Source organism: Aciduricibacillus chroicocephali, from assembly GCF_030762805.1.
GTDB lineage: Bacteria > Bacillota > Bacilli > Bacillales > Amphibacillaceae > Aciduricibacillus > Aciduricibacillus chroicocephali.
Genome location: NZ_CP129113.1, coordinates 848,974 through 871,825, shown reverse-complemented (window position 1 = coordinate 871,825; position 22,852 = coordinate 848,974). Strand labels below are relative to the sequence as shown.

Genomic DNA, 22,852 nt, shown 5'->3' with positions numbered 1-22,852 from the left:
TGTTTTGCTACTTTTTGGAATGTTTTATGCTATAATGTGAGCAGTTTCAAGGAAGTTGTCTATTTATCCGAGGGGGATCAATACGTGGACTTCACAAAAGTTGCCGAGCGTTATCAAGCAGCGATGCGCACAATCGGCAGCAACATCAATCGGATTATCAGAGAAACAGCACACCCGGAAATAAAGAGAGAACTGTTTTTTACGCTTCAGTATATCGTCCACCAAAGGCAGACGACCAATACGGAGATTGCAGGGAATTTCGAGGTTGGCAAGAGCACAATCACAGCTCAGATCAATCGCCTGGAAAACTTGGGATTGATCATGAAGACAGGCAACGCCAAAGATAAAAGAACAATTTATCTTGTAGCCACTGAACAAGGCTCAGCACTTATCCGTAAGATTGAACGGAGAATCATTGACCTAATAGAAGAAAAGCTGACGACTTGCCACCAAGATGAAATTCTTCTCTTTGTCTCACAGCTCGAAAAACTTGCAGCACTTTTGCAAAAGTAAAAACGTATGCCCCCGTGTAAAAATGAGGGCATACGTTTTTCATTTACTCGTATTTTCAATGATGGAAACAACTTTTTGTAACGAATCGGAAGCGTTTGTCTGGCGCATTTGGTCGACCATGATCGGCCCGTACTCCTTCAGCTGTTCCAATTCTTCGGCAAGCGTCTCTGTCGTAAGTTGATCTTCATCCAGCACACGGGCATATCGCTTTTCTGCAAAAGATTTCGCATTAACAATTTGATCACCGCGACTGGCATTAAGTCCGAGTGGAACGAGCAGCATCGGAATGCGCAAAGCGAGGAATTCGAAAATTGCATTTGAACCTGCACGCGAAAGAACATAGTCTGTCGCAGCGAAGATATCTTTCAACTCATCTTGGACATACTCGAACTGACGATAGCCCGGACAATCAAATTCCGGAGCCATTTTGCCTTTACCGCAAATATGAATAATTTCATATGTCTCAAGCAGACGGTCAAGCCCTTCTCGAATTGCACTGTTGATTTTTTCAGATCCGCCACTTCCTCCCATCACTAGGAGAACCGGTCGCTTCCCTTCAAGTCCTGCAAATGCAAGTCCTTTTGCCTTCTCTCCAGAGAAAAGTTCCTTTCTGATGACAGCTCCAACATACTCTGCTTTCTTCTCAGGAAGATAACGCAATGTTTCTTCAAATGTAGCTAGCACTTTTCTGGAAAACGGGATGGCAATTTTATTCGCAAGTCCTGGTGTATAGTCCGATTCATGGATGACAGCAGGCACTCGCAGTAACTTTGAGGCAATCATGACAGGGACTGAAACGAAACCACCTTTTGAAAAAATGACCGATGGCTTGCGCTTTCGAATAATGTTACAAGACTGCATCGTGCCTTTCAGTACCTTGAAAGGGTCTTTTAAGTTCTCTTTTGACATGTATCGTCTCAGTTTCCCTGTAGAGACTGCATGGTATGTCACACCTTCAAGTTGTTGGACGAGGTCCTTTTCAATACCATTCTTGGACCCGATATAATCTATTTCCCAGCCCTTTTCCTGAAAAACCGGAATGAGCGCCAGATTGACAATTACATGGCCAGCTGTACCGCCGCCAGTAAATAAAATACGTTTCCTCTTCACTAGTGATGACGTCCTTTCTTCCTTAATGCCTTTAGAAGCGCTATAATGCTTTTATTCACTTTTTTCATAAAATCCATCTCTTACATCCTAAGCGAAAAACTATAAAAAAGGAAGATTTATATGTATGAAACAGCACGGCTGCGGGACAAGATCAAACTTTTTCTCACCATTGTCGTCCCCATTCTCATCACGCAGGTCAGCATGTATCTCATGAACGTATTCGATACACTGATGTCCGGACGTGTTGGAACTGAAGACCTTGCCGGTGTAGCTATCGGCTCAAGTATCTGGGTCCCAGTCTTTACTGGTATAAATGGTGTCCTGCTTGCAATCACACCGATTGTCTCTCATTTGCTCGGAGCTGAAGAACATAAAACTGTTTCAGATAAAGTAAAGCAGGCAATATACATCGCATTATTTCTAGCTATTGTCATCATTGCAGGTGCCCTGTTCTTACTTGGACCAGTGCTTGATTTGATGGACCTTGATCATCAAGTCAAAGTGATCGCTAAGCATTATGTTCTTGCCTTGCTGACAGGAGTCATACCGCTATTCGTATTCAATACCATTCGCAGCTTCGTTGATGCTCTTGGACAAACAAGGGTTTCGATGTTTATTATCCTGATTGCTCTGCCTCTTAACATCTTCTTTAACTACATTTTTATCTTCGGCAAACTTGGTGTACCAGCCTTTGGAGGTGTCGGTGCCGGAATTGCAACAGCGATCACTTACTGGATTATATGCATCATTGCCGTTCTCATTGTCAGTATGATGCAGCCATTCAGACAATATATGATTTTTTGGAATTGGAGAAGGCCCGTTTTTGCTGATTGGCTCGAACAATTCAAGATTGGTGTACCGATTGGATTTGCGATTTTCATTGAAACAAGCATCTTCTCGGGTGTGACAATTCTCATGTCTGTATACAGTACAACCACAATTGCAGCCCATCAGGCAGCAATGAATTTCTATTCACTTCTCTATATGATTCCGTTAAGTGTCGGGATGGCTCTCACCATCGCAGTCGGCTATGAAGTTGGGCGTAAAAGGTTTCATGATGCTAAAGTATATGGACGTATCGGACTGTTCAGCGGTGTACTGATTGCAGTTGTTCTCGGACTCGTTCTTCTGTTTGCAAGTGACGATGTAGCAATGCTTTACAACAGTGATACAAAAGTAGTCGCGCTTACGTCTCATTTTCTACTTTATGCCATTTTACTGCAACTTGCCGATGCCTTTGGAGCGCCTTTGCAAGGTATATTACGAGGTTACAAGGATGTTAATGCAGCTTTCTTGATGGCCATTCTTTCATTTTGGATCATCGGACTTCCTGTCGGTTGGCTCAGTGCTCATTATACAACTTTGGGTCCATTCGGTTATTGGATCGGACTCATCATTGGGCTAGCCATCGGTACCACTCTGCTCTATGCGAGACTTTATTTCGTTCAAAAAAAGGCACAAAAAAAGCAGGGAATCCAACACGGATAGATTCCCTGCTTTTTCTATTCTAAATTGATGTCAACAAGCCGCTCGTTTGTCATAACGTAACTAGTGGCAAAATCTAGACTAGCTAGTTTTTTTGACTAAACTCAAAAAACCGCAACCACAAAGTAAAAATCCAAAAACAGCGATAAAAACAGCTGGAGATATTACTTTGACAAAAGATAAGCCGATCATCATAAAACCGACAATTAAGTAATGGTGAACAACTTGTAAATAATAGGCTTTCTGTCCAGAGTGCCAAGCGCGAAAGTAACCTTGCAGCACACCTAAGATGATTTGCAACAGAAGAACGATATAAGGCAGATTTTCAAACGTAGTCTTAATAAAACCAGTAATTATATATACAATCCCCATTCCAATGTATATAAAAGAGATATGAATATTGTTTTTATCTTTTTTTGACTGATACATTTGGTAACCCCAAGCAGCGGAAAAAGAGAACGCAGCAAAGAACCAAGCGAACAAGCTAAAAGTCAAAGATACTCCTTTTAACCAAATTATATAATATGGAAAAATAGCGACCTGTCCCACCGTTACAACAAGGGGTATGTATTGTTTATAACTCATGCTGTGCTCCCTCATTTAATGTAATGGTCGTAAAACAAGTTTTGAAAAACCTCATTTGAATCTCTTTTTAATTTTTCTGTACGGAATTTTTCCCAATCAGGATATGATGCCTTGAATTGTTCCTTTGTCTGATAACGGTAATAAGGCAAGTAATAAGTTCCGTCGTATTTAAGGGTTAGATCGGTCCAATCCCGGATTATAGCAGTCGCCTCAGCAATCTCTTTTTCTTTTAAACCGTGCTGAATCAAGACGACCAGACCCAACATATCTTCTTTGGCATAATTCAAACTCGTCAAATTGTCTTTGGCCGCATATCGAACTGTAATATTATGTACTTTAAAATCATCATTTTTGTCATCAGCTGAAAGCAATTTTTTTAAATCCTTTATATATTCCTCATATGAATGGACCGGTACAAAATACTCCTGCAGTACTTCTACCCGCCCAGGCTTCGTAAATTCCATGAAAGTTGATTCCGACCGCATCGCATTATTTCGAGTAATTTCCTTTTTATCAATTGATGCAATATATTTTTTCTGGGCTCTCCAAAAGAGGTCTTCCATTCCTCCCCCATGTCGTCCCAAATCGAGTGCAAGTTTGGATAACCGTACACCTTGCTCACCTTTAAGTGAGGTTGAACGATCTTGTTTACCAGTATGATTGTAATCAATTACATACATTTCGTCTAAAAAGGAACTTGGTGCCACACTAACCCTAGCGTAATGCATAGCCGCATTATCATCCTTCATTAAATTATTGAAGTAGGACTCGTATTCCTCTGTTTTTAACTTTTCTGTATGAATGGTGTATATATCATTATCCGTCAATTCCAATGTCACATCCAAAATCACACCGAATAATCCATAACCACCCAATACGTACTTCATCCACTCCTCTGAATCTCCTCTGCTGGTTAATCTCTTTATTTCTCCTGTGGGGGTCAGTAACGTCATTTCTTTAACCGTTCCCGCCATGGGTCCAAATCGAATATCTCTGCCATGACCATTTACAGAGAGGGAGCCGCCTATCGTGAAAATCGATTGCGATTGAGTCACCTTTAAAGCTAAACCATAAGGCAATATCGCATCCTGAACATCTTCCCAAGTCGCTCCTGCTTCGACACGAACGGTTTTTTGCAATTCATTAATTTCCAATATCCTGTTGTATGTCCGCATATCTAGAACAACACCATCTTTATAATACGTATGGCCACCTTGTGAGTGTTGCAATCCAGCAACTGAAATTCGTTGACCACTTTCATTTGCTTGTTTGGCAATCTTTTGTAATTCTTGGCGATCTGCAGCTTTGACTACTCTCACAACTCGTTCGGGGAGAAGTCCTGTATAGTCTGTTACCAAACTGCTTTCAGAAAGTCCATATTTTCTCTTCTCAATCGGGATATTCCATAAAACGCTGGTCGCAAAAATTATGACAAGGCATCCTAGAAACCATGTTTTTTTAAATAAATCTTTTATTTTTTGCATAGTAACTCCTTTACCATGAAGCTTCTATTTTAAATAATGATGATTCCATTATACAAACAAATAGGTAAAGATATATTTAAAAACCAATTTTTCCTAGACATAATTAAATGTTTATTAAATTTTCTAATCTTAAAGGGTTAGTGATACACACAAAGTTCCATTAAAAAAAGGGTTATTCCCCAAGTCTCTTTCCAGACTTGGGGAATAACCCTTTCCTCAAAAATTTAATGTGCCGGGAAGAAAATCATCTGTAATACGAAGATAACACCGAACACGTATAGAAGCCAATGAACTTCTTTACCTTTACCGCCAACAAGCTTAAGCAGCGGATATGTGATGAATCCTATTGAAATACCAGTAGCAATGCTTGAAGTAAGCGGCATTGCCATGAGAATTGCAAATGCCGGGAACGCTTCATCAAATTTCGTCCAGGCAATTTTTGCAAGTCCCTCCATCATGAAGCAACCAACGATGATGAGTACTGGTGAAGTAATTGCCGGCAAGCTCGAAATTGCACCGATTACAGGAGTGAAGAAGATCGAGATTGCGAACAATGCTGCCACAGTAACAGATGTAAGACCTGTTCGGCCACCTGCAGCAACACCTGAAGTAGATTCAACATATGCTGATGAAGGGCTTGTGCCGAATACAGAGCCGACTGTTGTTGCTGTGGCATCAGCAAGCAAAGCTGCTTTCGCACGTGGCAATTTGCCGTCTTTGATGAAGCCAGCTTTCTCAGCGACACCAATCATTGTCCCTGTTGTATCGAAGATCGTGACAAGCAGGAATGCGAAAACGACTGTATACAGGCTATGTGAGAATACGCCAGCAATGTCAATATCAAAAAATACTGGAGTCGGTGGTGCAGAGACAAACTTATGATGAAAATCAATTAGACCCATGAAATAACCAATGATCCCTGTAATAATCATGCCGATGAAAAGAGCACCACGCAAATTCCATACGAGTAGAATCAACGTAATAAATAGACCAATTAGCGTAAGCATCGTAACCGGTTCACCGAAGTCACCGAACCCGACCATTGTCGCCTTATTCGGAACGATAATGCCCGATTGCTTAAGACCAAGAAAAGCGATGAACAGACCAATTCCTGATGTAATGCCATACTTCAAAGAAGGCGGTATCGCACTGATAAGCGTTTCGCGTAAATGTGTCAAACTTAGCAGAATAAAAATGAGACCGGCAATGAATACAGTACCGAAAACAACCTGATAGGAAACACCGTGTGAAGCTACAACACTTGCGAAATATGCATTCATTCCCATACCTGGAGCTATCGCGATTGGATAATTAGCAAAGAGCCCCATAATTAATGTACCAATAATGGCGGAAATGACTGTTGCCATGAACACCTGATTGAATGGTACACCCGCTCCTTGCAAAACAGACGGGTTGATGACAACGATATAAACCATTGTCAGAAATGTAGTCAGACCAGCAGTCAGCTCAGTCCGAACAGATGTATTATTATCTTTTAATTTGAAAAATCGATCCATGAGGACACCTTGCTTTCCGAATGTTTTAAAAACACATTGATAATAATATTCGCTTTTTAGACATTTTGCAACAGTATTTTACATAAATTTCGATTAATAAAATTGTAAATATGCTTTCGTTTATTAGTTTTCCCTTAACGTAGATGAATAATGTTCGGAAAAAGACAAAAAAGGACCTGCCGATCGTATGTCGGCAGGTCGTTCTATTATCCTTCAAGAAGCAAGTCATATGGATCTTCGAGTAATTGTTTAATACGGACAAGGAACTGAACCGCTTCCTTGCCATCCACTATTCGATGATCATATGAAACAGCCAAATACATCATTGGCCGAATCTCAATTGTATCATCAGGCATGGCTACTGGTCGTTTTTGTATCGTATGCATTCCTAGTATTCCAACTTGCGGAGCATTTAGAATAGGTGTAGATAGCAGTGAACCGAATACACCACCGTTTGTTATCGTAAAGCTGCCCCCCTGCAAGTCCGCTATCTCCAATTCATTGTTGCGCGCACGTTCACTGAGCTCTCCGATCTTCCGTTCGATACCCGCAAAATCAAGTTTATCAGCATTTCGGACAACTGGTACGACCAAACCATCATCTGTAGCTACAGCAATACCGATATCAAAATAATTCTTAATTATGAGTTCGTTCCCCTCAATCTCTGCATTGAGCAATGGGAAGTCTTTTAGAGCCGCAACGACGGCTTTCGTGAAGAAAGACATGAAACCAAGTTTCACACCGTGTTTCTCCTTGAACTTCTCTTTTCTTTCTTTACGCAGTTTCATAACATTTGTCATATCTACTTCATTAAACGTAGTTAGCATTGCAGCCTCTTGTTGGGCTTCAACAAGCCTTTTGGCAATTGTCATGCGGCGACGAGACATCTTTCTTCTTTCGGTTGGACGCTCTGAATTCGTATTTTGCAACGGGGTTTCTTCCACTTCAGTGTCTCCCGTTTTGTTGCCACCGTTCTTAAAACCATTCGACTGTTCTTTCTCTCCATTCTTTAAAGAACCTATCAGTTCTGCTTCCCTCCTTCCAATCCTGCCATAGGACTCAACAAGCTTCCTGTCGAGCTCATTCAGGCTAAGACCATGCTCGCGGGCGTATTTGCGTGCTGAGGGGGTCGCCGGAACATTAAGCAAAGCAGATTCTGAATCCGGCTCATCTTTCCTCGAAATGGATTCAGTTAATTCCTCCTGATGATCTGTGTTGTCGACCTCTATTATTTCTTCCTTCTCATTTTGTTGGGAATCATGTACTGGGGAACCCTCCGTTATACGGGCAATTGTTTCACCTACCACTACATCAGTTCCTGGACCGGCAATGATTTTTTCAAGGACACCGGTGTAATCTGTGTTAATTTCCACGTTCACTTTATCTGTTTCAAGTTCAACAATTGGATTGTCTTTCTCGACTTCTTCTCCCTCTTTAACGAGCCATTTTACAATTGTACCCTCAGTAATAGATTCAGCTAGCTGGGGCACTATAATATCTTTGCTACTCATAGGAACACACTCCTTTTCTCACGGCTGATTGCCGCCTCAATGATCTGTGTCTGGCCATTCCGATGCAAATTCGGTTCACCGACTGCCGGAGAAGAACGCTTTGGCCTGCCAAGGTAGCGCAGCATCTGTCCTGGTCGGAGCAAGTTATTAAGATAGTCATCTACGAAATCCCACGCCCCCATATTGCGCGGTTCTTCTTGTACCCAAACAATTTCCTCGATATTGGGCATTTCTGCGAGATGTCTCCCTAATGTCCGTTCCGGGAAAGGATAAAATTGCTCTAGGCGCAACACTTCAAGCCAGGAGAAGTCATCATCTGTCTTCTTCATCTTTTCTTCTATTTCAATCATGATTTTCCCGCTGCCAAGCAACAAGCGCTTTGCCTCTTTACGAGAAGTTTTGCGCTGGTAACCTGGCTTTACCAATTCAAATGTCTTTTCCGAGAACTCTTCCGGATCTGAAGCGACAATTGGATTGCGGAGAAGACTTTTTGGCGTCATAACGATGAGAGGACGGACTTCTTCCTTTCCGCAAAGTAATGCCTGGCGCCTAAGAAGATGGAAATATTGTGCACTTGATGTCACATTTGCAACGATCAGATTATTCTCAGCCGCTCCCTGCAGATATCGTTCAAGTCTCGCACTGGAATGTTCCGGCCCCTGCCCTTCATAACCGTGTGGAAGGAGCATGACAAGTCCGGATTTCTCTGCCCATTTTGCCCGGCTTGATGTAATGAACTGGTCAAAAATCACTTGAGCAGCGTTAGCAAAATCTCCGAATTGCGCTTCCCAGATTACGAGAGTCTCAGGAGCATGCACACTGTATCCGTACTCAAACCCGAGCACTCCTGCCTCGGATAGTGGACTGTTATGAATATCAAATGAAGCTTTGGCGTCTTTGATGCCATGCATGAGGCAGTACGTATCCTCTGTTTCTACATCATGTAATACCATATGTCTATGCGCGAATGTGCCTCGCTCTGTATCTTGACCAGTTAGGCGAATCGGTGTCCCGTCAGAGAGAATGGAAGCGAAGGCAAGTGCTTCAGCAGCTCCCCAATCAACTTTACCTCCAGACTCAAGCATCCCTTTGCGTCGGGCAAGAATTTTCTCCAGCTTACGAAATGCCATGAAGCCTTCTGGACGCTCGGCAAGTTGGTCGTTTAGTTTTTTAAGCTTATCCAAAGGCACCTCTGTTTTGAAGCGGCCAAGCTCCTTAGCAAGCGCGGGCGGAATTGGACCGATTTCTTGATCTTCCGTATTGTTCTCTTTCATGGAATCATACAGCTTTCTTAAGCCTGTATTGCGCTCAGCTTGCATGTTATTGAAACCTTCTTCCGATAAAATACCTTTTTCAATCAGTTGGCGTGAGAACAATGTGGCAACTGTCGGATGCTTGTCGATTTTGGCATACAGTTGCGGTTGTGTTGTACGCGGTTCATCAATTTCGTTATGGCCGTACCGTCTATAGCCGACAAGATCGATTAAGATATCTTTCTCGAAAGTCCGTCGATATTTGAATGCGAGAGCAGCAGCCGATATGCAAGCAAGTGGATCATCCGCGTTCACATGAATAATCGGGATTTCAAAACCTTTAGCCAGATCACTCGCATACCGGGTGGAACGTCCGTCTTTTTCTGCAGTCGTATAACCAATTCTATTATTAGCGATGATATGGACAGTTCCTCCTGTGCGATATCCAGCAAGCCCGCTAAGGTTAAGTGTTTCAGCTACAATTCCTTCTCCTATGAAAGCTGCATCACCATGGATCAGCACACTAAAGCCTTTTTCCATTTCTTGATATGGTATGCCTGAGCGCTGTCTGTTATCCTGCTTTGCCCGAGTCGCTCCCTGGACGACAGGATTGACGAATTCAAGATGGGAAGGGTTATGGGCAAGCGTGAGACTAGTCTTGCCTGCCCCCTCTTTCACATCGCTCTGAGCTCCATAATGGTACTTTACATCTCCGCTCCAACCATAATTGATTGTTGCTGTACCTTCAGCTGGGAGCAATTCCCGATTCGGTCCTTTGTTGAATTCGGAAAAGATTTTATCAATCGGTTTCTTCAATACATGAGCGAGAACACTGAGCCTTCCCCGATGTGCCATCCCCATCAAAATGTTCTCGATTTTATCCTCAATAGACAGCTTAATGATATGATCGAGAACGGGAACCATCATTTCAAGCCCTTCGATTGAAAAGCGTTTCTGCCCAACGAAAGTACGTTGCAGGAAACTTTCAAATCCCTCCACGTCTTCAAGCCTTTTCAGGAGCTTCTTCTTCTCCTCGTCCGTGAGCTGAACTTTAAGCCGCTTCGACTCAATATGTTCCAGCAGCCAGCGGCGCTCCAGATCATTGTTCACATGATCGTATTCAAAAGAGATTTTCCCTGTGTAGCATTTGCGTAAATACTGAATAAGGTCCTCGCCATTCTGAAGTTCTTTTGGATACTTGTCCCGTAGCCATGATATCGGCATATTCCGCAAGTCTTCCTTTGTCAGCCCATATGTTTTAGGATCAATTAACGGTGAGTGTCCGGCCTTGGAAAAATCAATCGGATAAATTTCCGCTTCCAAATGTCCATAGCGTCTAATGGCTTCTATTAATTCAATAACTGCAGTTAACTTTTTGACTTTCTGTACAGTAGGCGCTCTTTCAGCCGTTACCTCAGATAATTCCTCCTGATCAAACCATTCTGGTGGCCCCCATTTATCAAAAAGCTGGCGTATTGATTTTTCTACATTTTTAGGATTTTCTTCATAGTGTTCATATTGTTCCTCAAGATAACCTCTGTTCAGTTGGCTGAACTGTCCCCAGAACGCCTGGCGTTTTTCCGTAAAATCCATGTCGCCATCCCCCCTGCTGACAGCAACCTGGCACTCCCATGCAAGCGCTGTCATTTTCCTGCGTTTATACTTATAACTATGTACAAGAAATTACGTATTGCTATCGATTTTCCCCAAATGGGCGAAAACAAACTTGTCCTCTGAATTTCCAGAAAAGATTGATTTATATCTACATATTGTCCATAATGAAATTAATCCGTTTCAGCTTGCAGCCACTCTGTCTCAAGGCAGATACAGGCCGCAGACAAGGAGGTATATTGCATGAAGCTTGCACTACTTATCGGCGTCATGATCACTTTCCTTATTTCCTGCTTCACATCGGGCTATGATGCGAAGCCAGGCATGCCGCGCAAACAGTAATCTGATGAAAAGACCCTTCCATGAATGTTCTTCATGGAAGGGTCTTTTCGTATCACTTCAAATTAGGAAAACCTTGTTGTCTCAACACTTCATATATGGCAATGGCACAAGCATTGGAAAGGTTGAGTGAGCGGATTTGGTCATTCATATGAATACGCAAACATCTATCTTCCTTCCCGACCAGCAGTTCATGTGGAATACCGGTCGTTTCTTTGCCCAAAACGAGAAAAATGTCTCTGTCTGGCCTGTTGAAATCTACATCAGTCAAATAGGAAGTACCATAGTTCTCAATATAATAGAATTCTGCGTTTGGCCAGCTGGAATGCAATGCTTCAAACGATTCATGCTCATGCACATCGACATGCTTCCAATAATCCAATCCCGCCCGGCGCAATGTCTTGTCATCGATTTTGAAGCCGAGCGGATGAATAAGGTGCAGAGACGTGCCAGTTCCAAGACATGTTCTTGCGATATTGCCTGTGTTTGGCGGAATTTCCGGCTGATACAATGCTACGTGAAGGCCCATCTTTGTATTCTCCTGTCATTCATCAAGATTTCATACTTCTTTTATTATATCAGACACTTAAAATGTGGAAAAATTTATATTGGCAGTTGGGCGTCCACGCTGCCGAATCTTGATAAGCCCAGTATCTGTTCCGGCTGTTGTTTGTGTGTGCGTTCACAAGGGGCATTCCCTCTGCATCCTTGTTTACGACAATTGTGTTATGGTCGAACTTCCCATTCCCTTGAAAGTCATAACAGATAATGTCCCCTGGCACGAGTTCTTGTGGAGATTCCACCTCTTTCGTTTTAAGACCTTGATATGTACCCGAGAGATACCATCTGAATGAATGGGCGACCGCCCAACTATAGCTCCAGCTTTTCCCGCTATACCACCAGCCGCGCGAACGATTGGGACTTCCCCACATTTTGGCGCCGCCAGCAAACAGACATTGCGAAATATAATTAGTGCAATCGTCATTATGAAATCTGTGATATTGCGGGTTGAAATCATTCCACCATCTTTCCGCGTACTGAACAGCAGCTAACCTGTTATACGGCTGTTCAGGAGCTCTTAATCCATCTTTACGCTCAAAAGGAGCCGGTGGCGGTGTAAATGTTTCAATTGAACCCTTATCAGCTTCCTCGTGCTTGGATAGTTTGCCACCCTTTAAAGTAAATTGCATTGGAAGCAGCTGTTCTTCTATATAAAAGCAGTCGCCTTGTCTAATAAAATAGGACAAATGCAAGTTGTAAGAACCATGATCCTCTCCATCTCTCTGCATGATTTCATAAACATGGCCTCTTCCAGAAATTTTTAAAATTTCGGCCTGCCTTCTGCTGAAAAGTTCTTTTTTTCTTTCAAGCCAATCTTCTTTCGTGTAGCCGGCAAACAAATCTGTCCAATATGTTCTGATCTCTTCCATAAAAAAATCCCCTCCATATGCAACTCTATTGGAGGAGATAATGCTTCATGACTTTTTCTCAAGCTCAAGCAAATAGGTCTTCTTGTCCAGGCCACCATTGTAACCGGTCAAACTGCCATTTGTACCGATTATGCAATGGCAAGGTACTAAAATAGAAATCGGGTTCCTGTTGACTGCCTGGCCAACTGCTCGGACTGCCTTTGGATTCCCAATACGTTCTGCTATTTCCTTATATGATTTCAAACAACCATATTCAACTTCCAAAAGAGCTTCCCAAACACTGACTTGAAACGCTGTACCGATAAGGAGCACAGGAGGCTTCTTCGTTTCTTCACCTTTAAAATAGCAATTCACCCAGTCTCTCAAGGGTTTAATTGCACAATCGTTTTTGCGAAATTCAGTGATGTCTGCGTGGCGCCCAAGTCTCTTCTTCATATCTGAAATATGCTGCTCGCTATGACCGTAATCAAGCCAAACAACCTTTCCTTCAGCCATGGCACCTGTCATCAGTCCGAATGGAGATTGGATTTCACCATATTCAACGTGCATTGGATGCAGCCCCTCCTTCAAGCTTATTCAAAGCAAGATCAATTTCATAAAGTACTTGATCATCTGCCTCTCTTTCTTTAGCCTCGCTAATTGCTATGAGAGCTGCGTCTGTACCAATTTTCCCAAGAGACCATGCTGCCGTTCCCCGCATAACTGGACGCGGATCATTTACAAGAATCTCAATAAGTTCATCAATTGCAGTATTGTCTTTGTATACACCAAGTGCAATGATGGCATTTCGTTGTATCGGTTTCTTTCCTCTCCAGGAACCAGCCATGTGACCATAAGTTTCCTTGAATTGCCTATTGGACATTTTTAGGATCGGTTTTAGCTGTGGCTTGACGATTTCAGGCTCAGGCTCAAGATCTGCGTGCAAATGAAAGTCGACATGCCGATTACGCGGACAAACAGCCTGACATGTATCGCATCCATAGAGTCTGTTGCCGATTTTATCTCGGAATTCTTCAGGAACAAAATCTTTTACCTGAGTGAGGAATGCGATGCAACGCTTGGAATCGAGCTGACCTCCCTGAACGATGGCCCCTGTTGGACAGACATCGATACAAATAGTACAATCACCACAGCTGTCTTCAAGAGGTTCGTCAGGTGTAAATGGAATATTCGTAATGAGCTCTCCAAGGTAGACGTAGGAGCCGAATTCCGGTGTGATGAGCAAAGTATTTTTCCCGCCAAAACCGATGCCCGCACGCTCGGCAACTGCTTTATCAACAAGCTCACCTGTATCAACCATCAGTTTGCCTGTAAATTCTGTTTCCTTACTCTTAATAAAATCGGAGAGCTTCGAGAGTCTTTCTTTAAGGGCATCATGGTAGTCGATTCCCCAGGAGGCTCGGCAGAAGACACCACGTCTATCTCCACGTGTGCTTTTAGGAGCATTTTCCATTTTTGCAGGGTAGGCAACAGCAATTGAAATAATGGATTGCGCATCAGGGAACAGTAGCCGTGGCTCCGTCCGCTCCTCAATTGTCCCTTTTTCAAAACCTGACTGGTAGCCAAGCTCTTGCTGACGACGCAGTCTTTCTTTAAGTTCCACGAAAGGATCGGCGGTCGTAAAGCCGATTTTGTCAATGCCAATTTCTTTGCTGTAGGCGATAATTTCCGCCTTTAAATCTTCTATATTCATAGGAAATCAAACCTTCTATATAAAAAGTTTTTTTGATTAAGATAGAAATTGAAGGAAAGAGCAGCGCTATGCTTTTCTATAAGCTCTCCCTTCGGCATAATCCACACTAATTCTACACATATTGATTTTCTACCCTCTATTATCAAAATAACTTCTCATATCTTTTGTTTTCTTAGGACAGAAATAACATGAATATCATAAGAACCTACTCCTTTTATAAAAGAAACGGTAAGCTCATTATTAAGGTACATATAAATTAAACGCAGCACCTCGTAAATCAAGTTACGAGATACTGCGTTGCGAAAAGATATGTACAAGTGCGGTTCGTTGCGGCTAGCAAGCTTGCTCACAACTGAACTTGCCATCTGATACTTATTGTAAATAATATTTTATTGAATTTCAACAGCAAAACAGGATTTTCTACAAAAAAAGAGGAAGGAACGGCAAAATGCCATACCTTCCTTCCCATTTTAATGGAATAATCCGGATTCTCTTGCTTTCTCCTGGATTTTATCAGTATTTTTGTTAATCGGTTCCTTCAACAACACACCTAGTATTAGGAACAGAATTCCGAATACGGCAAGCATCATTACATCATGTTGAACTCTTTCCCAAACGATGCCACCTACCGCTTCCCGCAGCAAATCAACCCCATAGGTAAACGGCAAGAATGGATTGATTTTCTGGAAGAATGTCGGCAATAGTACGACAGGATATGTCCCGCCCGAACCGGCTACTTGCAACACCAATGCAATGATTGCCATTGCTTTCCCGACATTTCCGAAAATGGATACGAGCGTGTATACCATCATCATGAAGATCAGTCCGATGAACAATCCAAAAATTACAAACCAGACCGGATTGTGAATATGAACATTAATGATGAATATGTCCCCGAGTGTCACAATTAGGCTCTGTATAAGTCCGATTGTTAAGAAGGTGAGCCCTCTGCCGAAATACTCCTCTGTTTTCGTGAATTTTCTTTCTTCACTGTGTACTTCCGCCACAACTAATGAAATAAGAAGTAGACAGCCTACCCAAATTGCAAGTGTTGTATAGAATGGCGTCATGCCTGTTCCATAGTTCTCAATCGGATAAAGCTTATGCTCATCAAGTTTGACCGGTTGTTCAAAGAAACCTTTCTCTGCTTCAGGGTTATTGAGAAGAAGTTGAATGATATCATTCAGATCCGTCTCTCCCTGAATACTGCGAATTCTATCCGCTACTTGGCGAATCTTTTCGCTCACATAAGGATACTGGCCCATTACATCATTTAGCTTGTCAGAGCCTGTATTGAGATTAGCCTCTGTATTATTAAGGATTTTCTCAACAGCTGGAATTGCATCTTTTACATCGGAAAGCATTTCGCGAGCACTTTGTAATGTATCTCTCGTCTTGCTGATTTGAGCAAGAACAGTAGGCTCAATATTATTCTCATATTCCTTAAGGAAGGCATCTATTTGGACAGAAGTCGCCGCTGTTTTGTCTTGTAGCTGCTTGAGTGTACGATCGACTTCTTTCTTCTTATCTTCAGCAAAGCTACGTACTTTAGTAGCGTTGTCCTGTGTCTCTCCTATAGCCCCTTTAAGTGTTTCAAGTCTGTCTTTTGCATCCTGAAGAACTTGCTTCTGTTTTTTCACTTGTTCTTCTATATCTGCGTTCGGCTTTTCATTTCCTTCTTCGTCCGTAGTTGTTCCTGCTGCTTGACCAATCTTGTCAGCCTGAGCTTCAAGATTGGCAATAGCATTCTCAATTTCGCCTATTTTTTTAAGAGAAGCGTTTGCGTCTTTATTCAGCTGGGTGGCTAGTTCCTGGCCTTTACTGAAATCAAATTGCATATTCCGCGCTTCCTTGATAGAACTATTTGTCTTGTCTGTAATGTCTTTAGCTGTTTTCAAATCTTTTTTCACATTTGGCGAGATTTCATTAAGCTGAGCTTCTGCTTTATTAAGGTAGCTCATAGCATCATCTGTGATCTCAAGCCCATTTTGGACAGTTTCCTTCGCTTTCGGTATTTGTCCTTTTGCATTTCTTACAAGTTCGTTCGCATTTGCTGCATCATTTGTAGCTCCAGAAAGCATTTTATGAATTTCTGGTAGATCTTTTTCAATTTTAAAGATGTAATTCTCAAACCGTTCGATATCTGGTTTATCCTTCTTCAATTCAACGCCAAGTGAATTGAAAACGTCAAAGATTGCCCCGTTTGCTGTCCCAATGAACTTGCTGCTCACCTGGTCCACAATTACAGAGGCACCCTTGCTTGTGATTTTAGGTGCTATTGCATTGAGCTTCTCATTGACATAGTATTCGATCTTCCCTTTTGTCGGTTTCTCATCCAACACACTCCCAAGATTTTTCGAAAAGTCTTCTGGAATGACAATGACTGCAAAATAATCCCCATACTTCACTTTTTCCATCGCAGTTTTGCGATCTGTAAATTTCCAGCCCATCGATTTATTCGCTTTTAGAGCTTTTACAATTTCATCCCCGCCGTGGATTTTCTCCCCTCTTACAGTTGCTCCCTTATCCGCATTGACTACACCAATTGGGATATGTTCTGTTTGACCATAAGGATCCCACGAAGCCTTAATATTGAACCACGCATATAGAGATGGCAGAATGACCAAGCCGCTAATCAGTACGAGCACGACCCAGTTTGTGGCAATGTTCTTCATGTCGCGGCCATAAATCCGTCCAATATTCTTCATTATTTTCCAACCGCCTATCTGTTTATTTAAAAAATGAATGACCATTCATTTTTCTCGTAAAAAAATGACGGCGTTCTCCGCCATTTTTATGATGTTAACAATTCTAACACCAAATTGGGGGATTCTCTACACTTATCATTTAACATTTACTAAAAAATACACATTTAAAATCACAAATATTGCATTACATCATACAAAGAATTATAATGAAAACAAGCAAAAAGAGAGGAAAGCTCTTCCTCTCTTCGATTTCTGGACAATTCCTGATTTATTTCAGGAATTATTTTTTTATTTATCTGATTTGCTGCGACGGGATTTGCTGCTTCTGCTATTGTTGCTGTCATCGTTGCGACTGCGGGACTCTCCGCCTTTTTGGCCGATTTCACGGTAGAAGTCCTTATCATGATTTCCTGAAGTTGACTCTCCGCCCTTTTGACCGATCTCGCGGTAGAACTCTTTGTCATGATTCTCTGCTGTTGACTCTCCGCCTTTTTGGCCAATCTCGCGATAGAAGTCCTTGTCGTGATTTTCTGCTGTTGCTTCGCCGCCTTTTTGGCCGATCTCGCGGTAGAAGTCCTTATCATGATTGTTCGCTGTTGTTTCTCCGCCCTTTTGGCCGATTTCACGGTAGAAGTCTTTATCGTGATTGTTGGCAGTCGCTTCGCCACCCTTTTGACCAATTTCGCGATAGAAGTCCTTGTCATGAGTTTTTGCTGTCTTTTCTCCACCCATGCGTCCTGCTTCTTCCAAGCTCATCTTTTTATTGTTCTTGTTATTGCTTTTAGCCATTACGTATATTCTCCTCTCGGTATTTTGTATGGTTAGCGTTACATAGATAGATATACCACCCTCACAATTTCATAAACTTGCTTGGCAAAAAAATTAACTTTCAAGTACTGCATCCTTCCATATAATTATTTTCTCTTCCAATGTCTTCGTATATCTTCCAGGTACAGGACTCGTCGAAGGAAGCTTCCTTACTTCAATTATGCTGCCGAGAGACTTTCCAAAGTGTTTTTGAAAAACAGACCACGACTTACCCCCATTGCACAGAATCCTTTCGATTGTCGGATATTGCTCGATCAGTTCTGGAATCGCATTCGGCTGCTCATCACGTATATTCGAGTCGAGACTTCCAGGACGTGTGCATGAGCCGATTGTATCCCATAGAGCAATTTGTTTTTCTTTAATCCAGTTAAGTCTGGTTTCATAGTTTTCAGGCAGCTGGTCATTAAAGATCGCTGACATGATGGTCCAAAAATGATTACGCGGATTTCCGTAATATTGCTGTTTCGTCAGTGACTGTACCCCTGGAATTGACCCGAGAATGAGTACTCTCGGTTTTTCAGGCAGGACAGGCGGCAGACTGAGTATCCTTGTTTTATCCATATCTATCTCCTTTTTTGAAAGCAAACAGGCAGGCGGGTCAGCTCATGAGCTTGACCGCCTGCCTGTCTAGTTAGGAATGTCTACTTGTTTTTCCTGCTCCTTGCCCATTCTTTTTATTTTTATATTTCTTATATGCCGCATATACGATTGGTCCGTATTTAATTGCCTTCTTGATCCATTTACGTTTACTCATGATGATGCCTCCGTTCTTTCGTAAGTCGTCTTTACCTTTAACTTACCCAAAACAGAACGATTCAAACGGTCCCCTATGTACTGCTTACGTCCAAAAGTCCGGATCATTCATCTGTATTTCCTGGACAATTTCATCAAGATCAAATGGAGTAATTAGCATGATCTCGTAATTTTTCCGTGACCGGGTTTTCTTCGCCTCTTCATGAAAAAAGCGCACGCTTGCTGGGTTTTCCTCATCGAGAAGCAATAGGCAGCCGTCTGTCTTGTCGATGAGCCACTTGTCTCGTGCCTTGAATTGATATGGACCTTTGTATTCACCTTTATACAGTGGCTGGCAAAAGTCTGCAACGGCACATACTTCTTCATAAATCATCTTCATTTCGTCAGACCACCGACTCTCCTGGTTTTCAAAAGGTGGAATGACGCCAAGTTGGATATTCCATCCATCTGCCTGAAGTTCTTGTACAGACTGTGCTGCCCAAAGTTCGACTCCGAGCTGTCCGGAGAGCAAGACCCATTCCAGTCCCTCTTCAATAAGCTGAAGGAGACGTTTCTTAAGTGCGGATTTGATGAAACCAACTTTAATATCGTTTTCTTGAAATATACCAAGCTCATACGATTTGTAACCACTCACTGCAATCTTCTTCAGCAATGGCACACCTCTTTTCCTCACTATATTGTAACAAGAATGATTTCCAAAACAAAGTGGGCCGGCCAACGCCAGCCCACCCCCAATTTATTAGCACCATTTCTTTTTAGAGCAACATTTCTTGCCCCAACCATCATGTCCAGGACCCATCATGCCAGGTCCCACCATACCAGGTCCACCCATGCCTGGACCCATCATGCCAGGTCCACCCATGCCCGGACCCATCATGCCAGGATCAACCATACCAGGACCCATCATGCCAGGTCCCACTGGAGCCGTCATGTTCACTTCTTCAACAGACTGCTCCTGAGAGACAGTATGCGGGAAAACATGTTGATTCTTTATAATGTGGTGATTGCATACCGTTGTATGGATTGGATGAATATGCTCTACCATTTCCTCTGTGCAGCAGTTTACTACTTCATGTTTAGTCGGGTGAACGATTCTTTTCGGACCGCAGCCACAGTGGCCACCCATCCATCGGTTTCTTCTGCCATAGCTCATATGAAACGCCCCTTTCTGTTATTTACTACACTACAGACTATGGCTCAGCAGAATACCTTGTATCAGACAATGACCCATTTCTTTAGGAAAATCTCCGCGCTTGCGACAGAATCGGTGCAACACTGTATCAACTGAAGGTAACGCAAATCCAACAACTTTAAAAAGTTCAATTGGTTAAGATGATCACGAACTTGTTTTAGCAAAGGCAGACAAGGGAATTCTATCTGCTTTTTTATCGTTTGGCATCTTGACATGTTATAATGATAAGACTTAGAAAAAGGAGGTGAATGCAGAGTGGATCTTCTTCTGGAAATGCTGGCAGACTCCCACCCGCTTTATTTGTACATCGGAATGTTCATAACTGTATATTGCTCTTGCCAATTGTTCCAACTCCGATTCGGTAAACTGGCACTCCATAGCAATAATGACTACTGGCGCTCAATCCATACTCATGAAGCTATGATGAACAGAGATGATTATGTATTCCCAAGCATTGAAGCCCTTCACGGGTGGATTGTCCTCAAAATGAAGCGGACAGATGGACCGGATGACGATAGTGAGCCTTCTTTCTTCCTCAAACAGCAGTACAGACAAACAGTCAATGAGGAGGAAGAAAATGAAAAAACCTGCATTCACTTTTTCGAAACAATACAAACTTATCTTGCTAGCCGTTCTGCTAATTGCCATTCTTGCCGGATGTGGTCCGTCTAGAGCTCCACTCGATCCCGGTTCGCTTACATTCTTTGAACATTATTTCGTCTATCCGTTTTCACTACTAATTAAGAAAATCGCATCAATTTTTGGAGGAAGTTACGGTCTTTCAATCATCTCCATTACGGTTGTGATTCGCCTGATCCTGATGCCATTCATGGTGAAACAGACAAAGTCGAGTCTTGATATGAAAGCGAAGATGGACTTGCTTAAGCCTGAACTAGATGAGCTTAAGAAGAAGTATGCGAATAAACGAGATCCGGAATCACAGCAAAAACAACAAGCAGAAATGATGGAGATTTATAAGAAACATAATATGAATCCACTCGCAGGCGTTGCCGGCTGTCTTCCTTTGCTGATCCAGATGCCGGTGCTACTCGGTTTCTATTATGCGATCATCCGCACACCTGAGATTGCCAAGCACCCCTTCCTGTGGTTCAGCCTTGGACACACGGATATAATTATGATGATCATTGCGGTTATCATCTATTTCCTTCAGTACCGTGTTTCTCTGATCGGCATGGATGAAACACAGAAGAAACAGATGGCTGTCATGGGACTCATCTCCCCAATCATGATTGGTGTCATCTCCTTGAACGCCCCGGCAGCCTTACCGCTTTACTGGGCAACAGGAGGTCTGTTCCTTGTGATTCAGACGATTGTCGTCAAGAAAAAGTATTATGCAGAGTAAAATGAGAAGACCGCATGAAGCGGTCTTCTCATTTTTGCTTTCTTATTCAGCTGTGAGACTTTGCATGTCGCTTCCGGGTGAAGGAAATGCATAGATGACTTTGCGAATATCTTCTGCTTTAATTTTCAGTTGGATGCAGAGCGCAAACATATTGATTAGCTGGTCGGCTTCGCCGCTAATGATATGTGCACCGAGAATTTCTCCCGTAGCACGGTTAATGATCACCTTAGCTCGAGCCGCCTGATCGTTCACAATCTTATAACTGAACCAATTGCTCAAATCATATTCATTTATTTTAACTCGAGATCCTTTTTCTTTTGCTTCTGCGACAGACATGCCCACTTCTCCTAGAGCAGGATAAGTGAAAACAACGGACGGAATATCTTGATAAACGGTCTTCCGCTCATTACCGCGAATCCAGTTTTCAATAACAACGCTCGCATCATATCCTGCAATCGGAGTAAGCTGAGGTGCCCCTGTGGAAGCTACATCTCCCGCTGAATAGACGTACGGATTTGTAGTACTCTGCATGAAAGGATTAACAATGATGCCGCTCTTATCATATTTCACTTTAGCATCTTCAAGGTTCAATTCATCAATATTCGGACTGCGACCTGCAGCAGCAATAACGAGGTCGCCTTCCCATTCAGCTTCAGTATCACCTGTTTCAGTGATCACCTTATATCCACCATCAACCTTTTCCACTCTTTTGGCGGATTGGCCACATTCAACACGGATGCCGATTTTCTCAGATTCCTTTACAAGGATATCAACAAAGTCATGTTCAAACCCTTCCAACACCCTATCTCCACGTTGTAATATGGTTACATCAGCACCACTGCGTGCAGCGATATGAGCGAATTCGAAGGAGATATAACCGCCTCCAATAAAAATAAGCCTCTTCGGCAATGTTTCAAGCTCAAGGAAGTCGTCGCTAGTAGCAAGATGCTCCAATCCATCTATTGGAAGTTTCGCTGGTTTTGCACCGGTGGCAATCAGGATTTTCTCACTCATAAGCTCTCTTCCAGCGACCCTGATCGTCTTATCGTTAACGAAGGAAGCTTTTCCATGTATCGTTTCTACTCCTTGTTGCCTTAACGATTTCTCTTTCGCCTTTGGAACAGGCTCAATGAACTTTCGCTTATATTGGATGAGCTCTTTCCAATCTATGCGAGTATCAGACACGAGCCCTGCCCCTTGAAGTTGTGCATTTTTTGTTACGAATTCGGTAACAGCTGCCATGATTTTCTTCGGATTACAACCTCTGAGCGGGCATGTGCCACCAAATCCGTCCTCTTCAATTATGGCAACTTTCCAATTCCTTCTGCCAAGCTCAGCCGCAGCCTGAGAGCCCGCTGGTCCCGATCCGATAATGATTGCGTCATAGCGTTCAGTCAATTCCTGTTCTCCCTCCGTCTTCTTTTAGGTTATGTTAATAATTTCCCCTAAACATCTTTTTTTCAAACGAGGCAGAATT

The 22,852-nt window shown here is 42.6% G+C and carries 21 protein-coding genes; 4 read left to right on the top strand and 17 right to left on the bottom strand.

Features of this window, described 5'->3' with window-relative positions; translation table 11 throughout:
* Positions 1 to 84: 84 nt before the first annotated feature.
* Positions 85 to 513 carry a MarR family winged helix-turn-helix transcriptional regulator gene (locus tag QR721_RS04540; protein ID WP_348029272.1) on the top strand — a complete coding sequence of 143 codons (429 nt, stop codon included), beginning with the start codon at positions 85 to 87 and terminating at the stop codon, positions 511 to 513.
* A 39-nt stretch (positions 514 to 552) separates the two neighbouring features.
* On the opposite strand, the gene murG is transcribed toward QR721_RS04540, so the two are convergent.
* A complete protein-coding gene (gene murG, locus QR721_RS04535) occupies positions 553 to 1,623 on the bottom strand; it encodes an undecaprenyldiphospho-muramoylpentapeptide beta-N-acetylglucosaminyltransferase (protein WP_348029271.1) in 1,071 nt (356 codons plus the stop codon).
* A 120-nt stretch (positions 1,624 to 1,743) separates the two neighbouring features.
* Here murG and QR721_RS04530 point away from each other — a divergent pair, with 120 nt between their 5' ends.
* Positions 1,744 to 3,111 (top strand): MATE family efflux transporter, encoded by a 1,368-nt coding sequence (locus tag QR721_RS04530; protein ID WP_348029270.1) that lies wholly within the window; start codon positions 1,744 to 1,746, stop codon positions 3,109 to 3,111.
* 78 nt (positions 3,112 to 3,189) lie between these two features.
* Here the strand turns inward: QR721_RS04530 and QR721_RS04525 are convergent, their stop codons facing one another.
* The 15 genes from QR721_RS04525 to QR721_RS04455 all read right to left on the bottom strand — a co-directional run bounded on the left by QR721_RS04525 (position 3,190) and on the right by QR721_RS04455 (position 19,973).
* Complete coding sequence (locus QR721_RS04525) at positions 3,190 to 3,693, bottom strand: hypothetical protein (protein ID WP_348029269.1); 504 nt, start codon at positions 3,691 to 3,693, stop codon at positions 3,190 to 3,192.
* A gap of 11 nt (positions 3,694 to 3,704) precedes the next feature.
* Positions 3,705 to 5,177 carry an FAD-binding oxidoreductase gene (locus QR721_RS04520; RefSeq protein WP_348029268.1) on the bottom strand — a complete coding sequence of 491 codons (1,473 nt, stop codon included), beginning with the start codon at positions 5,175 to 5,177 and terminating at the stop codon, positions 3,705 to 3,707.
* 224 nt (positions 5,178 to 5,401) lie between these two features.
* Entirely contained in the window at positions 5,402 to 6,694 is a 1,293-nt protein-coding gene (locus QR721_RS04515; protein WP_348029267.1) for an NCS2 family permease, read from the bottom strand.
* A gap of 206 nt (positions 6,695 to 6,900) precedes the next feature.
* On the bottom strand, positions 6,901 to 8,205 hold the full coding sequence (gene odhB, locus QR721_RS04510) for a 2-oxoglutarate dehydrogenase complex dihydrolipoyllysine-residue succinyltransferase (RefSeq protein WP_348029266.1): 1,305 nt from the start codon (positions 8,203 to 8,205) through the stop codon (positions 6,901 to 6,903).
* A complete protein-coding gene (locus QR721_RS04505; protein ID WP_348029265.1) occupies positions 8,202 to 11,051 on the bottom strand; it encodes a 2-oxoglutarate dehydrogenase E1 component in 2,850 nt (949 codons plus the stop codon). Before QR721_RS04505 ends, odhB begins: the two co-directional genes overlap by 4 nt.
* Before the next feature lie 412 nt (positions 11,052 to 11,463).
* On the bottom strand, positions 11,464 to 11,937 hold the full coding sequence (locus QR721_RS04500; RefSeq protein WP_348029264.1) for a tRNA (cytidine(34)-2'-O)-methyltransferase: 474 nt from the start codon (positions 11,935 to 11,937) through the stop codon (positions 11,464 to 11,466).
* A gap of 49 nt (positions 11,938 to 11,986) precedes the next feature.
* Positions 11,987 to 12,838 carry an amidase domain-containing protein gene (locus tag QR721_RS04495; protein ID WP_348029263.1) on the bottom strand — a complete coding sequence of 284 codons (852 nt, stop codon included), beginning with the start codon at positions 12,836 to 12,838 and terminating at the stop codon, positions 11,987 to 11,989.
* Positions 12,839 to 12,883: 45 nt separating this feature from the next.
* Positions 12,884 to 13,387 carry a methylated-DNA--[protein]-cysteine S-methyltransferase gene (locus QR721_RS04490; protein ID WP_348029262.1) on the bottom strand — a complete coding sequence of 168 codons (504 nt, stop codon included), beginning with the start codon at positions 13,385 to 13,387 and terminating at the stop codon, positions 12,884 to 12,886.
* Positions 13,377 to 14,531, bottom strand: a complete 1,155-nt coding sequence (gene queG / locus QR721_RS04485) for a tRNA epoxyqueuosine(34) reductase QueG (protein WP_348029261.1) — start codon at positions 14,529 to 14,531, stop codon at positions 13,377 to 13,379. The genes QR721_RS04490 and queG overlap by 11 nt, the downstream gene beginning before the upstream one ends.
* 470 nt (positions 14,532 to 15,001) lie before the next feature.
* Positions 15,002 to 17,239 carry a YhgE/Pip domain-containing protein gene (locus QR721_RS04480; protein ID WP_348029260.1) on the bottom strand — a complete coding sequence of 746 codons (2,238 nt, stop codon included), beginning with the start codon at positions 17,237 to 17,239 and terminating at the stop codon, positions 15,002 to 15,004.
* Between the two features lie 288 nt (positions 17,240 to 17,527).
* A complete protein-coding gene (locus tag QR721_RS04475) occupies positions 17,528 to 18,028 on the bottom strand; it encodes a con-10 family general stress protein (RefSeq protein ID WP_348029259.1) in 501 nt (166 codons plus the stop codon).
* 93 nt (positions 18,029 to 18,121) lie between these two features.
* Positions 18,122 to 18,628: a DNA-deoxyinosine glycosylase gene (locus QR721_RS04470; RefSeq protein WP_348029258.1), complete on the bottom strand. Its 507-nt coding sequence runs from the start codon at positions 18,626 to 18,628 to the stop codon at positions 18,122 to 18,124.
* 70 nt (positions 18,629 to 18,698) lie between these two features.
* Complete coding sequence (locus QR721_RS04465) at positions 18,699 to 18,821, bottom strand: hypothetical protein (protein ID WP_348029257.1); 123 nt, start codon at positions 18,819 to 18,821, stop codon at positions 18,699 to 18,701.
* 84 nt (positions 18,822 to 18,905) lie between these two features.
* Positions 18,906 to 19,472, bottom strand: a complete 567-nt coding sequence (locus tag QR721_RS04460) for an SLOG family protein (protein ID WP_431189515.1) — start codon at positions 19,470 to 19,472, stop codon at positions 18,906 to 18,908.
* An 87-nt stretch (positions 19,473 to 19,559) separates the two neighbouring features.
* A complete protein-coding gene (locus QR721_RS04455) occupies positions 19,560 to 19,973 on the bottom strand; it encodes a spore coat protein (RefSeq protein WP_348029255.1) in 414 nt (137 codons plus the stop codon).
* A 294-nt stretch (positions 19,974 to 20,267) separates the two neighbouring features.
* Here QR721_RS04455 and QR721_RS04450 point away from each other — a divergent pair, with 294 nt between their 5' ends.
* Both QR721_RS04450 and yidC read left to right on the top strand, forming a co-directional pair.
* Complete coding sequence (locus QR721_RS04450) at positions 20,268 to 20,684, top strand: hypothetical protein (RefSeq protein WP_348029254.1); 417 nt, start codon at positions 20,268 to 20,270, stop codon at positions 20,682 to 20,684.
* The gene (gene yidC / locus QR721_RS04445) at positions 20,590 to 21,375 is read left to right on the top strand and encodes a membrane protein insertase YidC (RefSeq protein WP_348029253.1); all 786 of its coding nucleotides are present in this window, start codon (positions 20,590 to 20,592) and stop codon (positions 21,373 to 21,375) included. Before QR721_RS04450 ends, yidC begins: the two co-directional genes overlap by 95 nt.
* A gap of 42 nt (positions 21,376 to 21,417) precedes the next feature.
* On the opposite strand, the gene QR721_RS04440 is transcribed toward yidC, so the two are convergent.
* Entirely contained in the window at positions 21,418 to 22,773 is a 1,356-nt protein-coding gene (locus QR721_RS04440) for a dihydrolipoyl dehydrogenase family protein (protein ID WP_348029252.1), read from the bottom strand.
* Positions 22,774 to 22,852: the final 79 nt, after the last annotated feature.

Bases quoted from the DNA above. Each gene is read 5' to 3' on its own strand.
- QR721_RS04530 (WP_348029270.1), top strand. From the start codon at position 1,744: ATGTATGAAACAGCACGGCTGCGGGACAAGATCAAACTTTTTCTCACC.
- QR721_RS04525 (WP_348029269.1), bottom strand. From the start codon at position 3,693: ATGAGTTATAAACAATACATACCCCTTGTTGTAACGGTGGGACAGGTC.
- QR721_RS04520 (WP_348029268.1), bottom strand. From the start codon at position 5,177: ATGCAAAAAATAAAAGATTTATTTAAAAAAACATGGTTTCTAGGATGC.
- QR721_RS04515 (WP_348029267.1), bottom strand. From the start codon at position 6,694: ATGGATCGATTTTTCAAATTAAAAGATAATAATACATCTGTTCGGACT.
- odhB (WP_348029266.1), bottom strand. From the start codon at position 8,205: ATGAGTAGCAAAGATATTATAGTGCCCCAGCTAGCTGAATCTATTACT.
- QR721_RS04505 (WP_348029265.1), bottom strand. From the start codon at position 11,051: ATGGATTTTACGGAAAAACGCCAGGCGTTCTGGGGACAGTTCAGCCAA.
- QR721_RS04500 (WP_348029264.1), bottom strand. From the start codon at position 11,937: ATGGGCCTTCACGTAGCATTGTATCAGCCGGAAATTCCGCCAAACACA.
- QR721_RS04495 (WP_348029263.1), bottom strand. From the start codon at position 12,838: ATGGAAGAGATCAGAACATATTGGACAGATTTGTTTGCCGGCTACACG.
- QR721_RS04490 (WP_348029262.1), bottom strand. From the start codon at position 13,387: ATGCACGTTGAATATGGTGAAATCCAATCTCCATTCGGACTGATGACA.
- queG (WP_348029261.1), bottom strand. From the start codon at position 14,531: ATGAATATAGAAGATTTAAAGGCGGAAATTATCGCCTACAGCAAAGAA.
- QR721_RS04480 (WP_348029260.1), bottom strand. From the start codon at position 17,239: ATGAAGAATATTGGACGGATTTATGGCCGCGACATGAAGAACATTGCC.
- QR721_RS04475 (WP_348029259.1), bottom strand. From the start codon at position 18,028: ATGGCTAAAAGCAATAACAAGAACAATAAAAAGATGAGCTTGGAAGAA.
- QR721_RS04470 (WP_348029258.1), bottom strand. From the start codon at position 18,628: ATGGATAAAACAAGGATACTCAGTCTGCCGCCTGTCCTGCCTGAAAAA.
- QR721_RS04465 (WP_348029257.1), bottom strand. From the start codon at position 18,821: ATGAGTAAACGTAAATGGATCAAGAAGGCAATTAAATACGGACCAATC.
- QR721_RS04455 (WP_348029255.1), bottom strand. From the start codon at position 19,973: ATGAGCTATGGCAGAAGAAACCGATGGATGGGTGGCCACTGTGGCTGC.
- yidC (WP_348029253.1), top strand. From the start codon at position 20,590: ATGAAAAAACCTGCATTCACTTTTTCGAAACAATACAAACTTATCTTG.